This window comes from Epilithonimonas xixisoli, assembly GCF_004365655.1.
Taxonomy (GTDB): domain Bacteria; phylum Bacteroidota; class Bacteroidia; order Flavobacteriales; family Weeksellaceae; genus Epilithonimonas; species Epilithonimonas xixisoli.
On the sequence record NZ_SOEO01000002.1, the window covers coordinates 193,642 to 211,344 of the forward strand.

General features: G+C 36.3%; 31 protein-coding genes. All 31 read right to left on the reverse strand.

Annotated elements, in window-relative coordinates; translation table 11 throughout:
- Positions 1 to 19: 19 nt before the first annotated feature.
- The 31 genes from B0I22_RS08110 to B0I22_RS08260 all read right to left on the reverse strand — a co-directional run bounded on the left by B0I22_RS08110 (position 20) and on the right by B0I22_RS08260 (position 17,619).
- Positions 20 to 724, reverse strand: coding sequence for a T9SS type A sorting domain-containing protein (locus B0I22_RS08110; protein WP_133944171.1), 705 nt, complete (start codon positions 722 to 724; stop codon positions 20 to 22).
- Between the two features lie 171 nt (positions 725 to 895).
- Positions 896 to 1,411, reverse strand: coding sequence for a 50S ribosomal protein L17 (gene rplQ, locus B0I22_RS08115; protein ID WP_133944172.1), 516 nt, complete (start codon positions 1,409 to 1,411; stop codon positions 896 to 898).
- A gap of 8 nt (positions 1,412 to 1,419) precedes the next feature.
- Positions 1,420 to 2,415, reverse strand: a complete 996-nt coding sequence (locus B0I22_RS08120; RefSeq protein ID WP_133944173.1) for a DNA-directed RNA polymerase subunit alpha — start codon at positions 2,413 to 2,415, stop codon at positions 1,420 to 1,422.
- Between the two features lie 31 nt (positions 2,416 to 2,446).
- On the reverse strand, positions 2,447 to 3,055 hold the full coding sequence (rpsD, locus tag B0I22_RS08125; protein WP_133944174.1) for a 30S ribosomal protein S4: 609 nt from the start codon (positions 3,053 to 3,055) through the stop codon (positions 2,447 to 2,449).
- Between the two features lie 24 nt (positions 3,056 to 3,079).
- Positions 3,080 to 3,469: a 30S ribosomal protein S11 gene (gene rpsK, locus B0I22_RS08130; protein ID WP_027383298.1), complete on the reverse strand. Its 390-nt coding sequence runs from the start codon at positions 3,467 to 3,469 to the stop codon at positions 3,080 to 3,082.
- A 12-nt stretch (positions 3,470 to 3,481) separates the two neighbouring features.
- On the reverse strand, positions 3,482 to 3,859 hold the full coding sequence (rpsM, locus tag B0I22_RS08135; RefSeq protein ID WP_116034136.1) for a 30S ribosomal protein S13: 378 nt from the start codon (positions 3,857 to 3,859) through the stop codon (positions 3,482 to 3,484).
- 15 nt (positions 3,860 to 3,874) lie between these two features.
- Positions 3,875 to 3,991, reverse strand: coding sequence for a 50S ribosomal protein L36 (rpmJ, locus tag B0I22_RS08140; protein ID WP_007839480.1), 117 nt, complete (start codon positions 3,989 to 3,991; stop codon positions 3,875 to 3,877).
- A gap of 10 nt (positions 3,992 to 4,001) precedes the next feature.
- Positions 4,002 to 4,217, reverse strand: coding sequence for a translation initiation factor IF-1 (infA, locus tag B0I22_RS08145; RefSeq protein ID WP_027383300.1), 216 nt, complete (start codon positions 4,215 to 4,217; stop codon positions 4,002 to 4,004).
- 9 nt (positions 4,218 to 4,226) lie between these two features.
- The gene (gene secY, locus B0I22_RS08150) at positions 4,227 to 5,606 is read right to left on the reverse strand and encodes a preprotein translocase subunit SecY (RefSeq protein WP_133944175.1); all 1,380 of its coding nucleotides are present in this window, start codon (positions 5,604 to 5,606) and stop codon (positions 4,227 to 4,229) included.
- Between the two features lie 10 nt (positions 5,607 to 5,616).
- Complete coding sequence (gene rplO, locus B0I22_RS08155; protein WP_027383302.1) at positions 5,617 to 6,066, reverse strand: 50S ribosomal protein L15; 450 nt, start codon at positions 6,064 to 6,066, stop codon at positions 5,617 to 5,619.
- Positions 6,067 to 6,151: 85 nt separating this feature from the next.
- Positions 6,152 to 6,328, reverse strand: coding sequence for a 50S ribosomal protein L30 (gene rpmD, locus B0I22_RS08160; RefSeq protein ID WP_027383303.1), 177 nt, complete (start codon positions 6,326 to 6,328; stop codon positions 6,152 to 6,154).
- An 11-nt stretch (positions 6,329 to 6,339) separates the two neighbouring features.
- Entirely contained in the window at positions 6,340 to 6,858 is a 519-nt protein-coding gene (gene rpsE, locus B0I22_RS08165) for a 30S ribosomal protein S5 (RefSeq protein WP_133944176.1), read from the reverse strand.
- A gap of 19 nt (positions 6,859 to 6,877) precedes the next feature.
- Positions 6,878 to 7,231 carry a 50S ribosomal protein L18 gene (gene rplR, locus B0I22_RS08170; protein WP_133944177.1) on the reverse strand — a complete coding sequence of 118 codons (354 nt, stop codon included), beginning with the start codon at positions 7,229 to 7,231 and terminating at the stop codon, positions 6,878 to 6,880.
- An 11-nt stretch (positions 7,232 to 7,242) separates the two neighbouring features.
- Positions 7,243 to 7,788, reverse strand: coding sequence for a 50S ribosomal protein L6 (rplF, locus tag B0I22_RS08175; protein ID WP_133944178.1), 546 nt, complete (start codon positions 7,786 to 7,788; stop codon positions 7,243 to 7,245).
- A gap of 18 nt (positions 7,789 to 7,806) precedes the next feature.
- Entirely contained in the window at positions 7,807 to 8,205 is a 399-nt protein-coding gene (gene rpsH / locus B0I22_RS08180; protein WP_027383307.1) for a 30S ribosomal protein S8, read from the reverse strand.
- A 126-nt stretch (positions 8,206 to 8,331) separates the two neighbouring features.
- Positions 8,332 to 8,601, reverse strand: coding sequence for a 30S ribosomal protein S14 (gene rpsN, locus B0I22_RS08185; protein ID WP_034962852.1), 270 nt, complete (start codon positions 8,599 to 8,601; stop codon positions 8,332 to 8,334).
- Between the two features lie 3 nt (positions 8,602 to 8,604).
- Positions 8,605 to 9,156 carry a 50S ribosomal protein L5 gene (gene rplE / locus B0I22_RS08190; protein WP_133944179.1) on the reverse strand — a complete coding sequence of 184 codons (552 nt, stop codon included), beginning with the start codon at positions 9,154 to 9,156 and terminating at the stop codon, positions 8,605 to 8,607.
- A 10-nt stretch (positions 9,157 to 9,166) separates the two neighbouring features.
- The gene (gene rplX / locus B0I22_RS08195; RefSeq protein ID WP_133944180.1) at positions 9,167 to 9,487 is read right to left on the reverse strand and encodes a 50S ribosomal protein L24; all 321 of its coding nucleotides are present in this window, start codon (positions 9,485 to 9,487) and stop codon (positions 9,167 to 9,169) included.
- A 17-nt stretch (positions 9,488 to 9,504) separates the two neighbouring features.
- A complete protein-coding gene (rplN, locus tag B0I22_RS08200) occupies positions 9,505 to 9,873 on the reverse strand; it encodes a 50S ribosomal protein L14 (RefSeq protein ID WP_027383311.1) in 369 nt (122 codons plus the stop codon).
- On the reverse strand, positions 9,873 to 10,127 hold the full coding sequence (gene rpsQ / locus B0I22_RS08205; RefSeq protein ID WP_015806738.1) for a 30S ribosomal protein S17: 255 nt from the start codon (positions 10,125 to 10,127) through the stop codon (positions 9,873 to 9,875). The genes rplN and rpsQ overlap by 1 nt, the downstream gene beginning before the upstream one ends.
- An 11-nt stretch (positions 10,128 to 10,138) precedes the next feature.
- Positions 10,139 to 10,324: a 50S ribosomal protein L29 gene (rpmC, locus tag B0I22_RS08210; RefSeq protein WP_133944181.1), complete on the reverse strand. Its 186-nt coding sequence runs from the start codon at positions 10,322 to 10,324 to the stop codon at positions 10,139 to 10,141.
- 11 nt (positions 10,325 to 10,335) lie between these two features.
- Positions 10,336 to 10,761 carry a 50S ribosomal protein L16 gene (gene rplP / locus B0I22_RS08215; protein ID WP_133944182.1) on the reverse strand — a complete coding sequence of 142 codons (426 nt, stop codon included), beginning with the start codon at positions 10,759 to 10,761 and terminating at the stop codon, positions 10,336 to 10,338.
- Positions 10,762 to 10,839: 78 nt separating this feature from the next.
- Positions 10,840 to 11,577, reverse strand: a complete 738-nt coding sequence (gene rpsC, locus B0I22_RS08220) for a 30S ribosomal protein S3 (RefSeq protein WP_133944183.1) — start codon at positions 11,575 to 11,577, stop codon at positions 10,840 to 10,842.
- A gap of 8 nt (positions 11,578 to 11,585) precedes the next feature.
- Entirely contained in the window at positions 11,586 to 11,981 is a 396-nt protein-coding gene (gene rplV / locus B0I22_RS08225; RefSeq protein ID WP_133944184.1) for a 50S ribosomal protein L22, read from the reverse strand.
- Positions 11,982 to 11,983: 2 nt separating this feature from the next.
- On the reverse strand, positions 11,984 to 12,262 hold the full coding sequence (gene rpsS, locus B0I22_RS08230) for a 30S ribosomal protein S19 (RefSeq protein ID WP_028122169.1): 279 nt from the start codon (positions 12,260 to 12,262) through the stop codon (positions 11,984 to 11,986).
- Between the two features lie 2 nt (positions 12,263 to 12,264).
- On the reverse strand, positions 12,265 to 13,086 hold the full coding sequence (gene rplB / locus B0I22_RS08235; protein ID WP_133944185.1) for a 50S ribosomal protein L2: 822 nt from the start codon (positions 13,084 to 13,086) through the stop codon (positions 12,265 to 12,267).
- A 19-nt stretch (positions 13,087 to 13,105) separates the two neighbouring features.
- Positions 13,106 to 13,393, reverse strand: coding sequence for a 50S ribosomal protein L23 (rplW, locus tag B0I22_RS08240; protein ID WP_133944186.1), 288 nt, complete (start codon positions 13,391 to 13,393; stop codon positions 13,106 to 13,108).
- A gap of 3 nt (positions 13,394 to 13,396) precedes the next feature.
- On the reverse strand, positions 13,397 to 14,026 hold the full coding sequence (gene rplD / locus B0I22_RS08245) for a 50S ribosomal protein L4 (RefSeq protein WP_133944187.1): 630 nt from the start codon (positions 14,024 to 14,026) through the stop codon (positions 13,397 to 13,399).
- On the reverse strand, positions 14,017 to 14,643 hold the full coding sequence (gene rplC, locus B0I22_RS08250) for a 50S ribosomal protein L3 (RefSeq protein ID WP_133944188.1): 627 nt from the start codon (positions 14,641 to 14,643) through the stop codon (positions 14,017 to 14,019). Before rplC ends, rplD begins: the two co-directional genes overlap by 10 nt.
- A gap of 222 nt (positions 14,644 to 14,865) precedes the next feature.
- Positions 14,866 to 15,312: a low affinity iron permease family protein gene (locus tag B0I22_RS08255; RefSeq protein ID WP_133944189.1), complete on the reverse strand. Its 447-nt coding sequence runs from the start codon at positions 15,310 to 15,312 to the stop codon at positions 14,866 to 14,868.
- Positions 15,313 to 15,411: 99 nt separating this feature from the next.
- On the reverse strand, positions 15,412 to 17,619 hold the full coding sequence (locus tag B0I22_RS08260) for a zinc-dependent metalloprotease (RefSeq protein ID WP_133944190.1): 2,208 nt from the start codon (positions 17,617 to 17,619) through the stop codon (positions 15,412 to 15,414).
- Positions 17,620 to 17,703: the final 84 nt, after the last annotated feature.

Below are 17,703 nucleotides of genomic sequence, written 5' to 3' on the forward strand. Positions count from 1 at the left end.
ATTGAGATGGTTTTTGTAATTATTCTTTGATGATTTTTTGAGTAATTATCTCTTTATCCGTTTTTATTTTGACAAGATAATTTCCTTTTGCCAAATCAGAAATATTAATTTTTTTAGATTTTACCGTTTTTAATAATTGTCCATTAATGGAATAGATTTCTACTTGTTCAATTTGATCATTAATATCTATCGTGAAATGTTGTTTTACTGGATTTGGATACAATGATATTTTTTCTTTTTCAATAGCACCAACAGACATAAATGCTTTGTTAGAATAATAAAACGCTTTATCTCCATTAGGATTAATTAAAATAAGACGTTTTGCAATATCTGTATTGTTTATAGTATAAGAATAAACCAAATTAATCCCAATTGAATTACTAACACCAAAAAAGCCTCCGAAATAATGGTTTTCATAACTATCATAACCAGTTGGGCAACCACCCAATGTAAGACCTGAAGCTTTTATAGTAACATTATTTTCAGAATAAACAATATCTCCTCCCATACTATTGCAAATTTTTGCTACAAATACATCTTCTAAAAATTGCGCTTTTCCTTCCGGTATTGGATGATTACCCTCTATTGGTGTATTAGGATAATAATATTCCTGATTATTCAAAACTAATTTTTCTAAATACCAAGTATTATTAATCAAATCAGATTGTTGAGCTTTTGTAAAAAGTCCAACAACTATTAATAAAAAAACATAAATAGATTTCATAAGTTTTCAATATAGGTTATTAATACTTACTAAGTTAGTAATTTCAACAAAATAAAAATCAATAATCATTAAAACAATATTGAATTATAATATAAATTTAATATCTCATTGATAAAAAAGCAAAAAACCATCCCTAAAAGAGATGGTTTTATATTTAAAAACTTAGAATTCTTATTCTTCAGTTTTTTCTTCTGTAGAAGTTTCAGCAGGCGTTTCTTCAACTTTAGCTTCAGTAGCTTCCACAGCAGCAGTTTCCTTTTTAGGAGCTGCAGTAGATCTTCTACTTCTTCTGGTGGTTTTCTTCTCTTCTGCGTTTGGATTGTAGATCTCGTTGAAATCTACCAACTCGATCATTGCCATATCGGCAGCATCACCAAGTCTGAAACCAGTTTTGATGATTCTTGTGTAACCACCGTTTCTTTCAGCGATTTTAGGAGCTACAGTTCTGAACAATTCAGTTACAGCTTCTTTACTTTGTAGGTAAGAGAAAACTGTTCTTCTATTGTGTGTTGTATCTTCTTTAGCTTTTGTAAGGAGTGGTTCCACGTAAACTCTTAAAGCTTTCGCTTTAGCAACAGTGGTGTTGATTCTTTTATGTTCAATTAGTGAACAAGCCATATTAGCAAGCATTGCTTTTCTATGAGGGGCTGTTCTCCCTAAGTGATTTATTTTTTTACCGTGTCTCATTGTAAGGATTATTTATCAGCGTCTAACTTATATTTTGCAACATCAAACCCGAAATTAAGTCCTTTTGAGTGAACCAATTCTTCAAGTTCTGTTAAAGATTTTTTACCAAAATTTCTGAATTTCATCAAATCAGATTTACTGAAAGATACCAATTCTCCAAGAGTTTCTACTTCAGCTGCTTTCAGACAGTTTAGGGCTCTTACAGAAAGATCCATATCTGCTAACTTAGACTTAAGAAGTTGTCTTGTGTGAAGGGTTTCTTCATCGTACTGGATAGAAGCTTTTACAGCCTCAGTCTCTAATGTGATTCTCTCATCGGAGAACAACATAAAGTGATAGATCAAAATCTTAGAAGCTTCTGTCAAAGCATTCTGAGGAGTGATAGATCCGTCAGTTTCAATATCCAATACTAATTTTTCGTAATCTGTTTTTTGCTCTACACGATAATTCTCGATACTATACTGTACTTTCTTGATAGGTGTAAAGATAGAGTCGATAGCAATAGTCCCAACAGGCGCATTGTTTGATTTGTTCTGATCGCTCGGAACATATCCTCTTCCTTTTTCTACGTTGAAAGTAATTTCAAACGTCACGTCTTTAGCTAGAGTTGCAATAACCAAATCTGGATTAAGGATTTCAAAATTAACGATTGAATCTCCTAGATCTCCAGCAGTTACAACATCTTTACCAGAGATTTTTGCAGTTACCTGCTCGCTTCCCGGGTTTTCAGTTTTCGCTTTAAGACGAAGTTGTTTTAGATTAAGAATGATTTCAGTAACATCTTCGATCACTCCTGGTATAGTTGAAAATTCGTGCTCTACGCCTTCTATTTTGATAGATGAAATAGCATATCCTTCCAGAGAAGATAGTAAAACTCTTCTCAATGCATTACCGATTGTAAGCCCGAAACCTTGTTCAAGAGGTCTGAATTCAAATTGACCTTTAAAATCAGTCGAGTTTAAAAGGATTACTTTATCGGGTTTTATAAATGTTAAAATTGCCATAGTCTGGTTGAGCAAAAATTTGAAAAAATTATTATTTAGAGTATAATTCGACGATTAACTGTTCTTTGATGTCCTCAGGAATCTGAATTCTCTCAGGCGCAGTCGTAAAAGTACCAGTTTTTTTCTCGTCATTGAATTGTAACCACTCATAATTTGCTTTGTAAGCTAGAGCGTCAGCAATTACTTCAAGAGATTTTGACTTCTCTCTGATCGCAATTACGTCACCAGCTTTTAGCAAATAAGAAGGAATGTTTACCAGCTCTCCGTTCACAGTGATGTGTCTGTGAGAAACCAATTGTCTAGCTCCAGCTCTGGTTTTAGCAAAACCTAATCTGTAAACTACGTTATCCAATCTTGATTCGCAAAGTTGCAATAGGACTTCACCTGTTACACCTTTACTTCTATGAGCTTTGTCAAAAAGGTTAGCAAATTGTCTCTCAAGAATACCGTACGTGTACTTAGCTTTTTGCTTTTCCATCAACTGTACTGCATACTCAGATTTCTTTGCGCCTCTTCTTTTGTTTACACCGTGTTGTCCAGGTGGTTGATTTTTTCTTTTCTCGAAGTTTTTATCATCTCCGAAAATTGCTTGACCAAATTTTCTAGCAATTTTTGTTTTAGGGCCAATATATCTTGCCATTGTTTTAGATTTGAGGTTAAAAGATTATACTCTTCTTCTTTTAGGTGGACGACATCCGTTGTGTGGCATAGGCGTCACGTCAACGATTTCGCTTACTTCAATCCCTGAGTTGTGTAGCGTTCTGATTGCAGACTCTCTACCAGCACCTGGACCTTTTACAAACACCTTAACTCTTCTAAGACCAGCTTCGAAAGCGACCTGAGAACAGTTTTCTGCAGCCATTTGAGCTGCGAATGGAGTATTCTTTTTAGAACCTCTGAAACCCATTTTACCGGCAGAAGCCCAAGAGATCACTTCTCCTGCTTTATTTGTTAAAGAAATGATGATGTTATTGAAAGAAGCTTGAATATGCGCTTCACCAATAGCCTCAACTTTTACTTTTCTTTTCTTAACTACTTTAGTTTGTTTTGCCATAATTCCTAACGATTATTTACTTGCTTTTTTCTTGTTAGCAACTGTTTTTCTCTTTCCTTTACGGGTTCTAGAGTTGTTTTTCGTTCTCTGGCCTCTTAAAGGTAGTCCTAGTCTGTGACGTATTCCTCGTTGGCATCCAATGTCCATCAATCGCTTGATGTTCAATTGCACTTCAGAACGCAATTCTCCTTCAACTTTTACGTTGTCTAAGATATAAGTTCTGATTGCTGCCAATTCATCGTCATTCCATTCGTTGACTTTCTTGTCTTCGCTGATTCCAGCGCTTTTCAAAATTTCTGAAGCTGTACTTCTTCCAACACCATAGATGTAAGTAAGACCGATAACGCCTCTTTTGTTCTTTGGTAAATCAATACCTGAAATTCTCGCCATAATTTAATTTGGTTCTTAACCTTGTCTTTGTTTAAATTTAGGGTTCTTTTTGTTGATTACGAAAAGTACGCCTTTTCTACGTACAATTTTGCAATCAGCACTTCTTTTTTTGATAGATGCTCTAACCTTCATTTTGTTAATTTTAATATCTAAAAGTTATTCTCCCTTTAGTCAAGTCATAAGGAGAGAGTTCGAGTCTTACCTTGTCTCCAGGTAAGAGTTTAATATAATGCATTCTCATTTTACCAGAAATATGGGCAATCAATACATGCCCATTCTCTAGCTCTACACGGAACTGTGCGTTGGAAAGTGCTTCCGTAATCACGCCGTCTTGTTCTATATGTTTCTGTTTAGCCATTTACTTCTATTATAGGTTTGATGATCTTGATAATTTAGATTGCATCAACCCGTCATAATGATGGTTCAGCAGATACGTATTAATTTGTTGTACAGTGTCTAGGACAACTCCAACCATAATTAACAACGAAGTACCCCCGAAAAAGAGAGCAAATCTATCTGTCTGAACAAAGGTTCCGTGCACTACTGCCGGAAGGACTGCAAAGATAGATAAAAATATTGCACCTGGCAAGGTAATCTTAGATAAAATATCATCCAAGTAATCTGCCGTTTCTTTCCCTGGTCTTACCTTAGGAATCAGCCCACCATTACGCTTCAAATCATCAGCCATCTGATTTACAGGAATAGTGATTGCTGTATAGAAAAATGAGAAAATTATAATTAATAATGCAAACAATACGTTGTACTGCCAGCTAAAAACATTCTTGAAACCTGCCAAAAATGTGTTAGACTCATCAACTTTTGTCAGCAATCCTGGAACAAACATCAATGCTTGCGCAAAGATGATAGGCATTACACCCGCCGCATTTACTTTCAAAGGAATCCATTGTCTAGCACCTTCCATCAGATTTCTGCTTACGCCACCTCTTGCCTGAGCTCTGCTTACATACTGGATTGGAATTTTTCTTACTGCTACAGATAGAATAATAGCTAATAAAATAACTAATAACCAGAACACGATCTCAATCAAAATCATAATGCTACCCAATCCACCTTTACCATTCTGTGTCAAAACTTCTTGGTAGAAAGCTGTAGGAAGATCCGCAAGGATACCCACCATAATCAAGATAGAAATACCATTACCAATCCCTTTGTCCGTAATCTTCTCTCCCAACCACATTGCAAATACCGATCCTGCTACCAGGATGATGATACTTGGCAACCAGAACATAATAGACGCTGGGTCTATAAAATATGCTGACTGGAACTGTGAATAAGGTAAGAAAAACTGCGTCACAGAAGTCAAATATGATGGTGCCTGAACCAGACAAACCAAAATAGTCAACCATCGTGTGATTTGGTTCAAAGTGTTTCTTCCACTTTCTCCATCTTTTTGCAACTTCTGAAGATATGGGATTGCCATACCCATCAGCTGTACAATAATCGATGCAGAAATGTATGGCATAATTCCTAATGCCATAATAGAAGCACGGCTAAATGCCCCTCCTGTGAAAGATGACAATAAACCCAAAAGGCCGGCCCCTTGTTGGTTCCCGCCTTGGTTTTGATAATGTTGTAATAGGTTTCCAACTTCTGCTGTATTAATAGCTGGAAGAGAAACGTAAGATGCGAATCTATACACAAGGACCAAAGAAAGCGTCAAGAGAATCTTGTCTCTAAGCTCTTTTAGACTCCAAATGTTTTTAAGTGTTTGTATAAATTCTTTCATTATATATTAATTAAAGAGTAATTGCTTTACCTCCAGCTTTGTTGATTGCTTCTTCAGCAGATTTAGTAAACTTGTCAGCAGAGATTGAAACACCAGATTTCAAATCACCTCTTCCTAAGATTTTTACCAATTCGTTTTTAGATGCAAGACCGTTTTCTACCAATACGTCTCTAGTGATATCACCAGTGATGTTTTTGGTATCGATCAAAGTTTGGATGGTATCAAGATTGATTGCTCTAAACTCTTTTCTATTAATATTTTTGAAACCAAATTTTGGTAATCTTCTTTGCAAAGGCATCTGTCCACCTTCGAAACCGATTTTCTGAGAATAACCAGCTCTAGCTTTTTGACCTTTATGTCCTTTTGTTGAAGTACCACCGTATCCACTTCCCTGACCTCTACCAATTCTCTTTGTGCTGAATGTAGAACCAGTTGATGGTTTTAAGTTATTTAAATTCATTGTTGTATTGACTATTTGAGATTAAAAGATTTGAGGTTTGAGATCGAAGACCAAGTCTCCAATCTCGTATCTCAATGATCTATTATTATTTTTGAACTTCTAATAAGTGACTTACAGAAGCAATCATTCCTAAAATAGAAGGTGTTGCTTCGTGCTCTACAACTTGTTGAAGTCTTTTAAATCCTAGTGCTTCAAGTGTTCTTTTTTGAGTTTTAGAACGATTAATAGCACTTCTAACTAATTTTACTTTGATTGTTGCCATTGCTATATTGATTAACCGTTAAACACTTTATCTAAAGAAACTCCTCTCATTCTTGCTATCTCTTCTGGTCTTCTGATGTCCAACAATGCGTTGAAAGTAGCTTTCACCACATTGTGCGGGTTAGAAGAACCTTTAGATTTTGACAATACATCGTGTACACCTGCAGATTCTAGTACCGCTCTTACAGCACCACCAGCGATAAGTCCTGTACCGTGAGACGCAGGTCTCAAGAAGATATCAGCACCACCATATCTTGCAGAAGTTTGGTGAGGAATTGTATGGTTGATTACCGGAACTTTTACCAAGTTTTTCTTAGCATCTTCTACTGCTTTTGCAATAGCAGAAGCTACTTCCTTAGATTTTCCAAGTCCGTATCCGATGATTCCGTCCTCGTTTCCTACAACAACGATTGCAGAAAATCCGAATGCTCTACCACCTTTGGTTACCTTAGTTACTCTGTTAACAGCAACCAGACGATCTTTTAATTCTAATCCTCCAGGTTTTACTCTTTCTATATTACTATCTACCATGTTTTCTGAATTTTTAAAATTAGAATTTAAGACCAGCTTCTCTAGCACCGTCAGCAAGAGCTTTCACTCTACCGTGGTAAACGAAACCATTTCTATCAAATACAATATTCTCGATACCAGCCGCTTTTGCTTTTTCAGCAATTGCTTTACCTACAGCAGTAGATATTTCTGTTTTTGTACCCTTAGCGTCAACTCCTTTATCTCTAGAAGAAGCAGATACTAATGTTTTACCTTCTTTGTCATCTACCAATTGTGCGTAGATTTCTTTATTACTTTTGAATACAGATAATCTTGGTAATACTGCAGATCCGGAGATCTTCCCTCTTACTCTTCTTTTGATTCTGTTTCTTTTCTCAACTTTTGTTAATGCCATTTTCTTAAATTTTATGCAGATTTACCGGCTTTTCTTCTGATGATTTCACCCACGAATTTCACACCTTTTCCTTTGTAAGGTTCAGGTTTTCTGAAAGATCTGATCTTCGCAGCCACCATTCCAAGAAGTTGATTATCGTAAGAAGATAATGTAATGATCGGGTTTTTCCCTTTTTCAGTCAATGTATCCAATGTTACTTCTTTTGGAAGTTCCAATACGATACCGTGAGAAAATCCAAGAGCCAATTCTAATCTTTGGCCATTGTGAGATGCTCTGTATCCAACTCCTACTAGTTCTAATTGCTTAGTGAATCCTGTAGAAGTACCAACAATCATATTGTTGACAAGCGCGCGGTACAAACCGTGAAGCGCTTTGTGTTCTTTTGAGTCAGAAGGACGAGTGAACGTAAGTACACCATCCTCTTGTGAGAAGCTGATTCCTCCTGTAAGCTCCTGAGTTAATTCACCCTTTGGACCTTTAACTGTTACAACATTATCTTTTTGAGAAATTGTAATACCAGCAGGAACTTCTATAATTGCTTTACCAATTCTTGACATTTTCCTTGTTTTAAAAAATTAATATACGTAGCAAATTACTTCACCTCCAACTTTCTCTTGTCTCGCTTTTTTATCAGTCATTACTCCTTTAGAAGTAGAGATGATAGCTACACCTAGTCCGTTTAGTACTCTTGGAAGTTCCTCAGAACCTTTGTACTGACGAAGACCTGGTCTAGAAGCTCTTTGGATAGACTTGATAGCCGGTTTGTTCGTTTGCTTGTCATACTTCAAAGCGATCTTGATAGCTCCTTGAACAGCGTTGTCCTCGAACTTGTAGTTCAAGATATAACCTTGGTCAAAAAGAATCTTAGTGATCTCTTTTTTGATTTTCGATGCAGGAATTTCCACCACTTTGTGGCCTGCGCTTTGTGCGTTCCTTACTCTAGTTAGGAAATCTGAAATTGGATCTGTTACCATTTCTTTGTTTTAAATTATTGGTTTATGACAACCAGTATTGAAAAGACTTGAAGATAGAGACATCAAAAATGACATCTCTATCTTTAGTATCTCAACAACTTAATTGCCTCGATTGTTTTTAATTGCTTACCAACTAGCTTTTTTAACTCCTGGGATAAGACCATTGTTTGCCATTTCTCTGAAAGTTACTCTGGAAATCCCGAATGTTCTCATATATCCTCTTGGTCTTCCTGTTAGTTTACATCTGTTGTGTAATCTTACAGGAGAAGCATTTTTAGGCAATTTTTGTAATGCATCATAATCTCCAGCTTCTTTCAAAGCTTTTCTTTTTTCAGCATATTTAGCTACAGTAGCTTCTCTTTTGCGCTCACGCGCTTTCATTGATTCTTTAGCCATTTCTTAGTTCTTTTTGAACGGTAAACCGAAGTGAGTTAATAATGCTTTAGCTTCTTTATCAGTGTTCGCAGTTGTAACGAAAGTGATGTCCATCCCTTGGATTTTTTTCACTTTGTCAATTACGATCTCTGGGAAGATAATTTGCTCAGTGATTCCTAAGTTGTAGTTACCTCTTCCGTCGAAACCTTCAGCTTTGATACCAGAAAAATCTCTAATTCTTGGTAATGCAGAAGATGTCAATCTGTCTAAGAATTCATACATTTTATCAGCTCTAAGAGTTACTCTAGCTCCGATTGGCATTCCTTTTCTTAGTTTGAAAGCAGCCTCATCTTTTTTAGATAAAGTACCTACAGCTTTTTGTCCAGTGATTGCAGTCAATTCTTCTACAGCATAGTCAACGATTTTTTTATCTTGAACAGCTGCACCAAGTCCTTGGCTCACAACGATTTTCAATAATTTAGGAACCTGCATCACAGATTTGTACCCAAATTCTTCCATCATTGCAGGAACAATTTTCTCTTTATATTGTTGTTTTGGTCTTACTATATATTCCATCGTAATTTAATTATAAAGTTTCACCGGTAGTTTTAGCTACTCTTACTTTTTTATCACCTTCTACTTTAGTACCAGTCTTAGTAGCTTTCCCGTTTTTATCAACAAGTGCTACGTTTGAGATATGCAAAGAAGCTTCTTTTTCTACAATTCCACCTTGAGGGTTTTGTGCAGATGGCTTAGTATGTTTTTTAACAATATTAATACCTGCAACAATTACTCTTGGATCTTTACCTTCTTTCTTAATTACTTCAAGAACTTCACCTTTACTACCTTTGTTTTTTCCAGTAGTTACAAGTACGTTGTCTCCTCTTTTTATTTTAACTTTTGTCATTTTTGTAAATTTTAAAATTAAAGTACTTCAGGAGCTAATGAAATAACTTTCATATATTCTTTGTCTCTCAACTCACGAGCAACCGGTCCGAAAACACGCGTTCCTCTCATCTCTCCAGCAGCGTTTAGAAGTACACAAGCATTGTCTTCGAATTTGATGTAAGATCCATCTTTTCTTCTAACTGCTTTTTTAGTTCTTACTACAACTGCTTTAGATACTTGACCTTTTTTAGCGTTTCCTGATGGTGTAGAATCTTTGATAGTTACAACGATTTTATCACCAACTGAAGCATATCTTCTTCTAGTACCACCTAGAACTCTGATCACTAGTACTTCTTTAGCACCTGTGTTATCAGCAACTTTTAGTCTTGATTCGGTTTGTAACATTATTTAGCTTTTTCTATGATTCTTACTAATCTCCATCTCTTGCTCTTGCTCAAAGGTCTAGTTTCAGTGATTAAAACTGTATCCCCTTCTGTACACTCGTTATTCTCATCGTGTGCAGTATATTTTTTCGTTTTCAAAACGAATTTACCGTACATTGGATGCTTAACTCTTGTAGTTTCGCTAACAACAATCGTCTTTTCCATTTTATTGCTGGAAACGATTCCAATACGTTCTTTTCTTAAATTTCTGTCCATTGTAAAAGGAATTATTGTTTGTTAGTTAACTCTGTGTTTAGTCTTGCAATTGATCTTCTCAAATCTCTGATCTGAATTGGATTTTCAACTGGGCTGATTCTGTGAGCCAATTTCAATTTTGAATAGTTAGCTTGAGCCTCTGCCAATTGGTTGATTAAATCCTCTTTGCTTAAATTTTTGATGTCAGCGTTTTTCATTTTAATAGAGATTATAGAGGTTTAACAAAATCGTTTGCAACTACAAATTTGGTAACAATTGGTAACTTCTGAGCAGCAAGCCTAAGCGCTTCTTTTGCTACTTCGTAAGGTACTCCACCAACTTCGAACATAATTTTACCAGGTTTCACTACAGCTACCCAATATTCTACAGCTCCTTTACCTTTACCCATCCTTACTTCGGCTGGTTTTTTAGTAATAGGCTTGTCTGGGAATATTTTGATCCATAACTGACCTTCTCTTTTCATATATCTTGTCGCAGCAATACGAGCTGCTTCAATTTGTCTTGCAGTAACCCAAGCTCCCTCAGTCGCTTTGATTCCGAAAGTTCCGTAAGCAAGTTGATTCCCTCTTTGGGCAATCCCCTTCATTTTCATCTTATGAACTCTACGGAATTTGGTTCTTTTTGGTTGTAACATAATTTCTTAAATTTTAGATTTTAGAATTTAGATTTTAAAAAAGTAACGGTCATTTAAAAACTATCCTCTAAAATTTTATTAATTATTTCTTCTTGGTTTTCTGTCGCCTCTATCTCCTCTGTCGTTTCTCTCGTTTCTACCGCCAGCTGGTGCTTTTTTCTGTTGTCCTACAAGTGGAGTAAGGTCTCTTTTACCGTACACTTCTCCTTTCATAATCCAAACTTTAACACCTAACTTACCGTATTGAGTCAATGCTTCACCGATGTGATAATCGATATCTGCACGGAAAGTAGATAATGGAATTCTTCCTTCTTTGAAGTTTTCAGAACGTGCCATCTCAGCGCCGTTCAATCTTCCAGAGATCTGAACTTTGATTCCTTCTGCACCCATTCTCATTGTAGAAGCGATTGCCATTTTCACAGCTCTTCTGTAAGAGATACGGTTTTCAATTTGCTTAGCAATGCTGTCAGCAACAAGTACTGCATCTAGCTCAGGTCTTTTGATTTCGAAAATATTGATTTGGATATCTTTTCCAGTCAATTTTTTCAACTCTTCTTTTAGTTTGTCAACTTCTTGTCCACCTTTCCCGATGATTAAACCTGGTCTAGCAGTTGTGATAGTTACAGTTACTAATTTAAGTGTTCTCTCAATATATATTTTTGAAATACCACCTTTAGATAATCTTGCTTCAAGGTATCTTCTGATTTTGTAATCTTCAGCGATTCTATCACCGTAGTTTTTACCACCAAACCAGTTAGAATCCCATCCTCTGATGATACCTAATCTGTTACCAATTGGATTTGTCTTCTGTCCCATACCTTGAATTAATTTTTAGTACCTAAGATTAATGTAATGTGGTTAGATCTTTTTCTGATTCTGTAACCTCTACCTTGTGGTGCTGGTCTTAGTCTCTTCAATTGTCTTGCGCTATCCACAAATATTTCTTTCACGATAAGGTTCGCCTCCTCGATGTCAGCACCTTCGTTTTTAGATTGCCAGTTAGCAATAGCAGAAAGTAATACTTTTTCTAATTTCTCAGAAGCACCTTTCTTAGAATATTTAAGAATAGATAGAGCTTTTTCTACCTCTACTCCTCTAATGATATCAGCAACTAATCTCATTTTTCTTGGAGAAGATGGGCAGTCGTTGTGCAACGCTTTTGCCACATCTTGGTTTGCTATTTTACGTGCTAATGCACTTTCTCTTTTTCTTGATCCCATGATTATCTACCTCCTTTATTTTTGTTACCACCGTGACCTCTGAAAGATCTTGTCGGAGAAAATTCGCCTAGCTTGTGTCCTACCATGTTTTCTGTAACATAAACTGGGATAAAGGATTTCCCGTTGTGTACTGCGATAGTTTGACCTACGAAGTCTGGAGAGATCATAGACGCTCTAGACCAAGTTTTGATGACAGTCTTTTTGTTAGACTCTATATTTGCCTGAACCTTTTTATCTAAAGTATGATGAATAAATGGTCCTTTTTTAAGTGATCTTGCCATAATTATTTACGTTTAGATATGATATGACGGTTAGACGCTTTGTTTTTCTTTCTAGTTTTGTAACCTTTAGCCGGCATACCGTTTCTAGATCTTGGGTGACCTCCAGAAGAACGTCCTTCACCACCTCCCATTGGGTGATCTACAGGGTTCATTACTACTGGTCTTGTTCTAGGTCTTCTTCCTAACCATCTGCTTCTACCAGCCTTACCTGATACAGTCAACTGATGGTCTGAGTTAGAAACAGATCCAACCATTGCATAACACTCAGTAAGAATCATTCTAGATTCTCCTGAAGGCAATTTAACGATTGCATATTTTCCGTCTCTTGAAGTTAATTGAGCAGATGATCCAGCACTTCTAGCAAGAATTGCACCTTGCCCTGGCTTCATTTCGATACAAGAAATCACAGTTCCTAGTGGAATGCTTTTCAGTTTCATTGCATTACCAACATTAGGTTCTACGCTTTCTCCTGAGATGATTACTTGATCTACTTTGATACCATTTGGAGCGATGATATATCTTTTCTCTCCGTCTGTGTACTCCACCAATGCGATGAAAGCAGTTCTATTTGGATCATATTCTACAGTTTTTACCGTAGCTTCAACGTCATGTTTGTTTCTTTTGAAGTCGATAATTCTGTATTTCTTTTTGTGTCCACCGCCGGTGTAACGCATGGTCATTTTACCAGTTTGGTTACGTCCACCTGACTTACTAATACCAACAGTTAGAGATTTCTCTGGTTTGTTGGTAGTAATTTCCTCAAAGTTGTTTACAACTCTGAATCTCTGTCCCGGGGTGATAGGTTTTAATTTTCTAACAGACATTACTATTATTTATAATTAATTAATTTGCGAAAACGTCAATAACTTCTCCAGCTGCTAAAGTCACAACTGCTTTTTTCAATTTATTGGTTTTCCCAACTTGAAGTCCTTTTTTTGTATTTTTAGTAGAAACTTTAGGCGCATAAATCATCGTTCTAACGTCTGCTACTTTTACACCGTAAGCTGCTTCTATAGCACCTTTAATCTGTATCTTGTTCGCTTTTGGAGCTACCAAGAAAGAATAAGCACCTCTCAACTCAGTAAGATAATTTGCTTTTTCTGAAATAATTGGTTTAATAATAAGTGACATGATTTATTTCTTTAAGTTTTCCTGAAATTTTTCTACTGCATCTTCCAAGAAGATAATCTCACCTGCGTTGATCAAATCATAAGAAGAAATCTCGTTATAATTCAAAACTTTAGTTTTAGGTAAGTTTCTTGAAGATAAATATACATTCTTGTTAGATTCAGGAAGTACGAATAATGATTTCTTACCTGTAAGAGTCAAAGCATCCAACAATGTGATGAATTCTTTTGTCTTAGGCGCATCAAAACTGAAATTCTCCAAAACTCTAACGCTGTTATCTTTCAATTTTTGAGAAAGAACAGATTTTTTAGCTAATCTTTTCAAAGATTTGTTCAATTTGAATCTGTAGTCTCTTGGTTTTGGACCAAAAACTCTACCTCCACCTCTGAAAGTTGGCGACTTGATATCACCATATCTTGCAGAACCTGAACCTTTTTGCTTTTTAAGTTTTCTAGTAGAAGCAGTAATCTCGCTTCTTTCTTTAGACTTATGAGTACCTTGACGCTGAGCAGCAAGATATTGTTTAACCTCTAAGTAAACCGCGTGCTGATTTGGCTCAATTCCGAAAACTGTTTCGTCAAGAGTTACTTTTCTTCCGGTTTCTTTTCCTGATGTATTTAATACTACTAGTTCCATTTTCTGATAATTACATAAGAATTTTTCGCTCCCGGAATAGCACCTTTTACTACTAAAAGATTTTGTTCCTCATCTACTTTTAACACTTGAAGGTTTTGAACAGTTACCTGCTTACCTCCCATTCTGCCTGCCATTCTCATCCCTTTGAATACTCTAGATGGATCTGAACCCGCACCGATAGAACCTGGAGCTCTAAGTCTGTTGTGCTGTCCGTGAGTAGCTTGCATTACACCTCCAAAGCCGTGTCTTTTAACAACACCTTGGAAACCTTTACCTTTTGAAGTACCTGTTACATCTACGAATTCTCCTTCGCCAAACAAGTTAACAGTTACATTTTCTCCTACTTTTACTTCGTCAACGAATTCTCTATAGAACTCTACCAACTTAGCTTTAGGAGTTGAACCAGCCTTTTTGAAATGACCAGCTAACGCTTTACCAACGTTCTTCTCACTCTTGTCATCGAAACCTAACTGAACGGATTTGTAACCGTCCTTTTCAATGGTTCTGACCTGTAAAACCGCGCATGGACCAGCTTGAATAACTGTACAAGGAATGTTTTTCCCGTCTTCGTTAAACAAAGATGTCATACCGATTTTTTTACCAATAATACCTGACATTATTTATTATATATCTATTATATTAAAACTTAGCATTTTAGCGGTTTTCGTCATATTCTATGTTTGAAATAGGCATACTCCTTCCCTAAAATGAGTGTGCAAATGTAAGAATATTTTTTATAATGACAAATAATTATTCGGAAATTATTTGATAATTTGTGAGTTACGGAATTTTGACAAAGAATCGGCTGAAAAACCCCGGTCAAGATGATTGATTTACAATTATTGATTTTGGTCTTGATATTTGTGATGGTGTTTCTTTACTGCTGCGTCTATAGAATAACACTTATGAATATTCTCGTCCTGCTTGGACAATTCTGCAATTTTCACAAAGTACGAATGGAGCTGATCCAATTCTTTTTCCGTAAGATCCTCAATATCTACCATTCTATTGCTAGCCTGTTTGCTGGCCGCGATTAGTTCATTCAGTTTTAATTGTATGGCTTTGCTATCCTTGTTTTGTGCTTTTTGTATTAAGAAAACCATTAAGAAAGTAATAATTGTAGTCCCCGTATTAATGACAAGTTGCCAAGTTTCTGAATATTTGAAAACCGGACCACTCACCGCCCAAATCACAACAATTAGTACTGCTCCGATAAATGCGTGTGAGCTTCCCGTAAAGTTGGTTGCCCAGTTCGAGAATTTTTCAAAAAGATTTTTGTTCTTCATTTTTAATAATATTTGAGAATTCGAAGTTATCATTAATTAAACAAAAAAAGACCTCCAAAAAAATTGAAGGCCTTTCTTAATTATTGAAAAACTAAATTATTAGTCTTTTACAAATTTGGTCTTAACAGAAGTTCCGTTGTCATCAATATTAATAAAATAAACACCTTTCACTAATTTGTTGACCATAATTTTTCCTGTTCCAAGATTGCCTTTGGAAACCAATTGTCCTGCTGCATTGAAAATCTCGTACGCAGAATTGATCGTAACATTAGAAACATTCAAAACATCTTTTACTGGATTTGGATAGATCTGTACAGACTTGGCATTAACATCGGAAACTGCCAAAGTCGAGCTTACCGTTGCAGGTTTCACCGCATAGAAAATATTACCAATTGCAGAAACCCTGACATGTCCAGATTTTCCTACCAAGCTTGCAGGGATTGCAACACTTGCTGTTCCATTATTCGGAACGGAAACTGCCAAAGTTGTCCAAGTTGCACCAGCATCGGAAGTGAAATCAATTTTCACATTGGTGGCATTGTATGGCGAAGCATTGGTACCGGAAACCACCCAAGTAATCGTGGAATTTCCACCAGCAATTAATGTAGGAATAGAGTTTACTGTAAATGCATTTGCGGATCCAACAATTACTCTTTGTGTTGCCGCAGCTGTTTGCGCCTGTCCTCCAGGTTTGTTATCTCTTACAGTTACAGTAAAATTGGTTGTTCTGGCGACAGTAGAAGCAGCCTCCCAATTTGTTGTATTCTTAACAGCTCCGCCTAAAACCGTAGCTAATCTAGGAAAAAAACGCGTAGGACTACTCGTAGGACTGAGTGATCTAAAAGAACCGCCCGAAGCCGTATTTCCTAAATTTGATTTTGTAATGCCAGAGGATAATTTGCTAGGATCTGACTGCTCCCAAGTATAAGTGAGCGCATCGCCATCCGGATCTGTCGCATTGGCAGTTAGTACAAATGCTGTACTTTTAGGAATATTGTAAACAGTAGGCATAGCAGTAACGACAGGTGGATTATTTGCTATATTGGTTTCGACATCACAGGACACAGCCGCCAAATGTATCTGAACTTGTTCTATACTTGTATGACTAAAATAAGGATCCGAATGGGCTTGAACATCAGAGTTTGCCCCCCAAAGTCCCGCATATCCCATAATTGTAGACCCTGTTCCTGGCTCAACTTCTTTATTTTTGTAATTTTCGTACTCGCTGTGATTGTGAGAACCTCCCAACTGATGCCCAAACTCATGAGCTACATAGTCAATATCAAAACTATCCCCTTTTGGAACACCATCTGCAGGAGAGGTGTATGCGCTTCCTTTATAATTAATTGGATAGGTTACACCTTGATATACTTCTGTAGAAGTGTCATTACTACAAACACATTCCAAACATCCTGCATTACCTCCACCACCTGTAGCTCCAAACAAGTGCCCTATATCAAAACTCGCATCTGTAACACCATAACTACCTCCGTGTAGGGTATTCATCAACTGCAAATTCCAATTATCCATCGCAGAAGCATTGCTATAAGGATCAGTACTTGCATTAGTGAAAATAATTCCTGGTGCATTTATCATATTCATATGAAGATTGAACTCTTGCTCAAAGACTCCATTTACACGGGTAAGAGTAGCATTCATCTGAGTCAAGGCTCCAGCAACACCTCCAAAATAATTTGTATATTCTGCAGTAGTTGACAAAGCAAGTCTTAGTGTATGAAACTTCTTATTTCCGGCACGCGCAAAAGCTGTTCTATCTGATTGTTTTTGCAAGCTTTTCATTTTTGCTCTTAGTTCTGGACTTTCTGTTGTAGAACAAACAAAAGCATGACCTTCTTTGGAAGATTTCCCTTTAATGGAGTAAAAAGATTTACTACTTGTAGCAGGCTCTATAAACTCATACTTCCCATTACTGATCATCATTGATTGGAAATCATTTGGTGCTACACTGAATCTTACATATTTGGAAGGATCATCTATCCCGACTCCAACATAAGAACCCAGTTGGTACTGATTTGCCAAAGCCTCATCCATTACTGGAAAACTATTAACAGCAAATCTTTCGATTTTCCCATCTGCAGTTGGTAAACTTACAGTTACTTTTCCTGCTGAATTTTCAAGTTTGTCAGCAGCCAACAACTGACCTCTGATGGCGTTGATATCTAACTTATAATAAACCGAGTTATCACTTTTTCTGTTTATCGTTTCATTAGGAGTTCCTTTGCTCCATTGCGCATTCACAAGGGATAAACCTCCAAGGAATAGCAAAGTAGTTAATTTTTTATTCATATCATTAAAATTAGGGCGACAAATGTAATCAATTAATGATAAATCCCAAATATTATTTCAAAAAAAATAAATATTTGACAATTT

Excerpts from the sequence above, each read along its gene's own strand:
- B0I22_RS08110 (WP_133944171.1), bottom strand. The coding sequence starts at position 724 with ATGAAATCTATTTATGTTTTTTTATTAATAGTTGTTGGACTTTTTACA.
- rplQ (WP_133944172.1), bottom strand. The coding sequence starts at position 1,411 with ATGAGACACGGTAAAAAAATAAATCACTTAGGGAGAACAGCCCCTCAT.
- B0I22_RS08120 (WP_133944173.1), bottom strand. The coding sequence starts at position 2,415 with ATGGCAATTTTAACATTTATAAAACCCGATAAAGTAATCCTTTTAAAC.
- rpsD (WP_133944174.1), bottom strand. The coding sequence starts at position 3,055 with ATGGCAAGATATATTGGCCCTAAAACAAAAATTGCTAGAAAATTTGGT.
- rpsK (WP_027383298.1), bottom strand. The coding sequence starts at position 3,469 with ATGGCAAAACAAACTAAAGTAGTTAAGAAAAGAAAAGTAAAAGTTGAG.
- rpsM (WP_116034136.1), bottom strand. The coding sequence starts at position 3,859 with ATGGCGAGAATTTCAGGTATTGATTTACCAAAGAACAAAAGAGGCGTT.
- rpmJ (WP_007839480.1), bottom strand. The coding sequence starts at position 3,991 with ATGAAGGTTAGAGCATCTATCAAAAAAAGAAGTGCTGATTGCAAAATT.
- infA (WP_027383300.1), bottom strand. The coding sequence starts at position 4,217 with ATGGCTAAACAGAAACATATAGAACAAGACGGCGTGATTACGGAAGCA.
- secY (WP_133944175.1), bottom strand. The coding sequence starts at position 5,606 with ATGAAAGAATTTATACAAACACTTAAAAACATTTGGAGTCTAAAAGAG.
- rplO (WP_027383302.1), bottom strand. The coding sequence starts at position 6,066 with ATGAATTTAAATAACTTAAAACCATCAACTGGTTCTACATTCAGCACA.
- rpmD (WP_027383303.1), bottom strand. The coding sequence starts at position 6,328 with ATGGCAACAATCAAAGTAAAATTAGTTAGAAGTGCTATTAATCGTTCT.
- rpsE (WP_133944176.1), bottom strand. The coding sequence starts at position 6,858 with ATGGTAGATAGTAATATAGAAAGAGTAAAACCTGGAGGATTAGAATTA.
- rplR (WP_133944177.1), bottom strand. The coding sequence starts at position 7,231 with ATGGCATTAACAAAAGTTGAGAAAAGAAACAGAATCAAAAGAAGAGTA.
- rplF (WP_133944178.1), bottom strand. The coding sequence starts at position 7,788 with ATGTCAAGAATTGGTAAAGCAATTATAGAAGTTCCTGCTGGTATTACA.
- rpsH (WP_027383307.1), bottom strand. The coding sequence starts at position 8,205 with ATGGTAACAGATCCAATTTCAGATTTCCTAACTAGAGTAAGGAACGCA.
- rpsN (WP_034962852.1), bottom strand. The coding sequence starts at position 8,601 with ATGGCTAAAGAATCAATGAAAGCGCGTGAGCGCAAAAGAGAAGCTACT.
- rplE (WP_133944179.1), bottom strand. The coding sequence starts at position 9,156 with ATGGAATATATAGTAAGACCAAAACAACAATATAAAGAGAAAATTGTT.
- rplX (WP_133944180.1), bottom strand. The coding sequence starts at position 9,487 with ATGACAAAAGTTAAAATAAAAAGAGGAGACAACGTACTTGTAACTACT.
- rplN (WP_027383311.1), bottom strand. The coding sequence starts at position 9,873 with ATGTTACAAACCGAATCAAGACTAAAAGTTGCTGATAACACAGGTGCT.
- rpsQ (WP_015806738.1), bottom strand. The coding sequence starts at position 10,127 with ATGGACAGAAATTTAAGAAAAGAACGTATTGGAATCGTTTCCAGCAAT.
- rpmC (WP_133944181.1), bottom strand. The coding sequence starts at position 10,324 with ATGAAAAACGCTGACATCAAAAATTTAAGCAAAGAGGATTTAATCAAC.
- rplP (WP_133944182.1), bottom strand. The coding sequence starts at position 10,761 with ATGTTACAACCAAAAAGAACCAAATTCCGTAGAGTTCATAAGATGAAA.
- rpsC (WP_133944183.1), bottom strand. The coding sequence starts at position 11,577 with ATGGGACAGAAGACAAATCCAATTGGTAACAGATTAGGTATCATCAGA.
- rplV (WP_133944184.1), bottom strand. The coding sequence starts at position 11,981 with ATGGGATCAAGAAAAAGAGAAAGTGCATTAGCACGTAAAATAGCAAAC.
- rpsS (WP_028122169.1), bottom strand. The coding sequence starts at position 12,262 with ATGGCAAGATCACTTAAAAAAGGACCATTTATTCATCATACTTTAGAT.
- rplB (WP_133944185.1), bottom strand. The coding sequence starts at position 13,086 with ATGTCTGTTAGAAAATTAAAACCTATCACCCCGGGACAGAGATTCAGA.
- rplW (WP_133944186.1), bottom strand. The coding sequence starts at position 13,393 with ATGTCACTTATTATTAAACCAATTATTTCAGAAAAAGCAAATTATCTT.
- rplD (WP_133944187.1), bottom strand. The coding sequence starts at position 14,026 with ATGGAACTAGTAGTATTAAATACATCAGGAAAAGAAACCGGAAGAAAA.
- rplC (WP_133944188.1), bottom strand. The coding sequence starts at position 14,643 with ATGTCAGGTATTATTGGTAAAAAAATCGGTATGACATCTTTGTTTAAC.
- B0I22_RS08255 (WP_133944189.1), bottom strand. The coding sequence starts at position 15,312 with ATGAAGAACAAAAATCTTTTTGAAAAATTCTCGAACTGGGCAACCAAC.
- B0I22_RS08260 (WP_133944190.1), bottom strand. The coding sequence starts at position 17,619 with ATGAATAAAAAATTAACTACTTTGCTATTCCTTGGAGGTTTATCCCTT.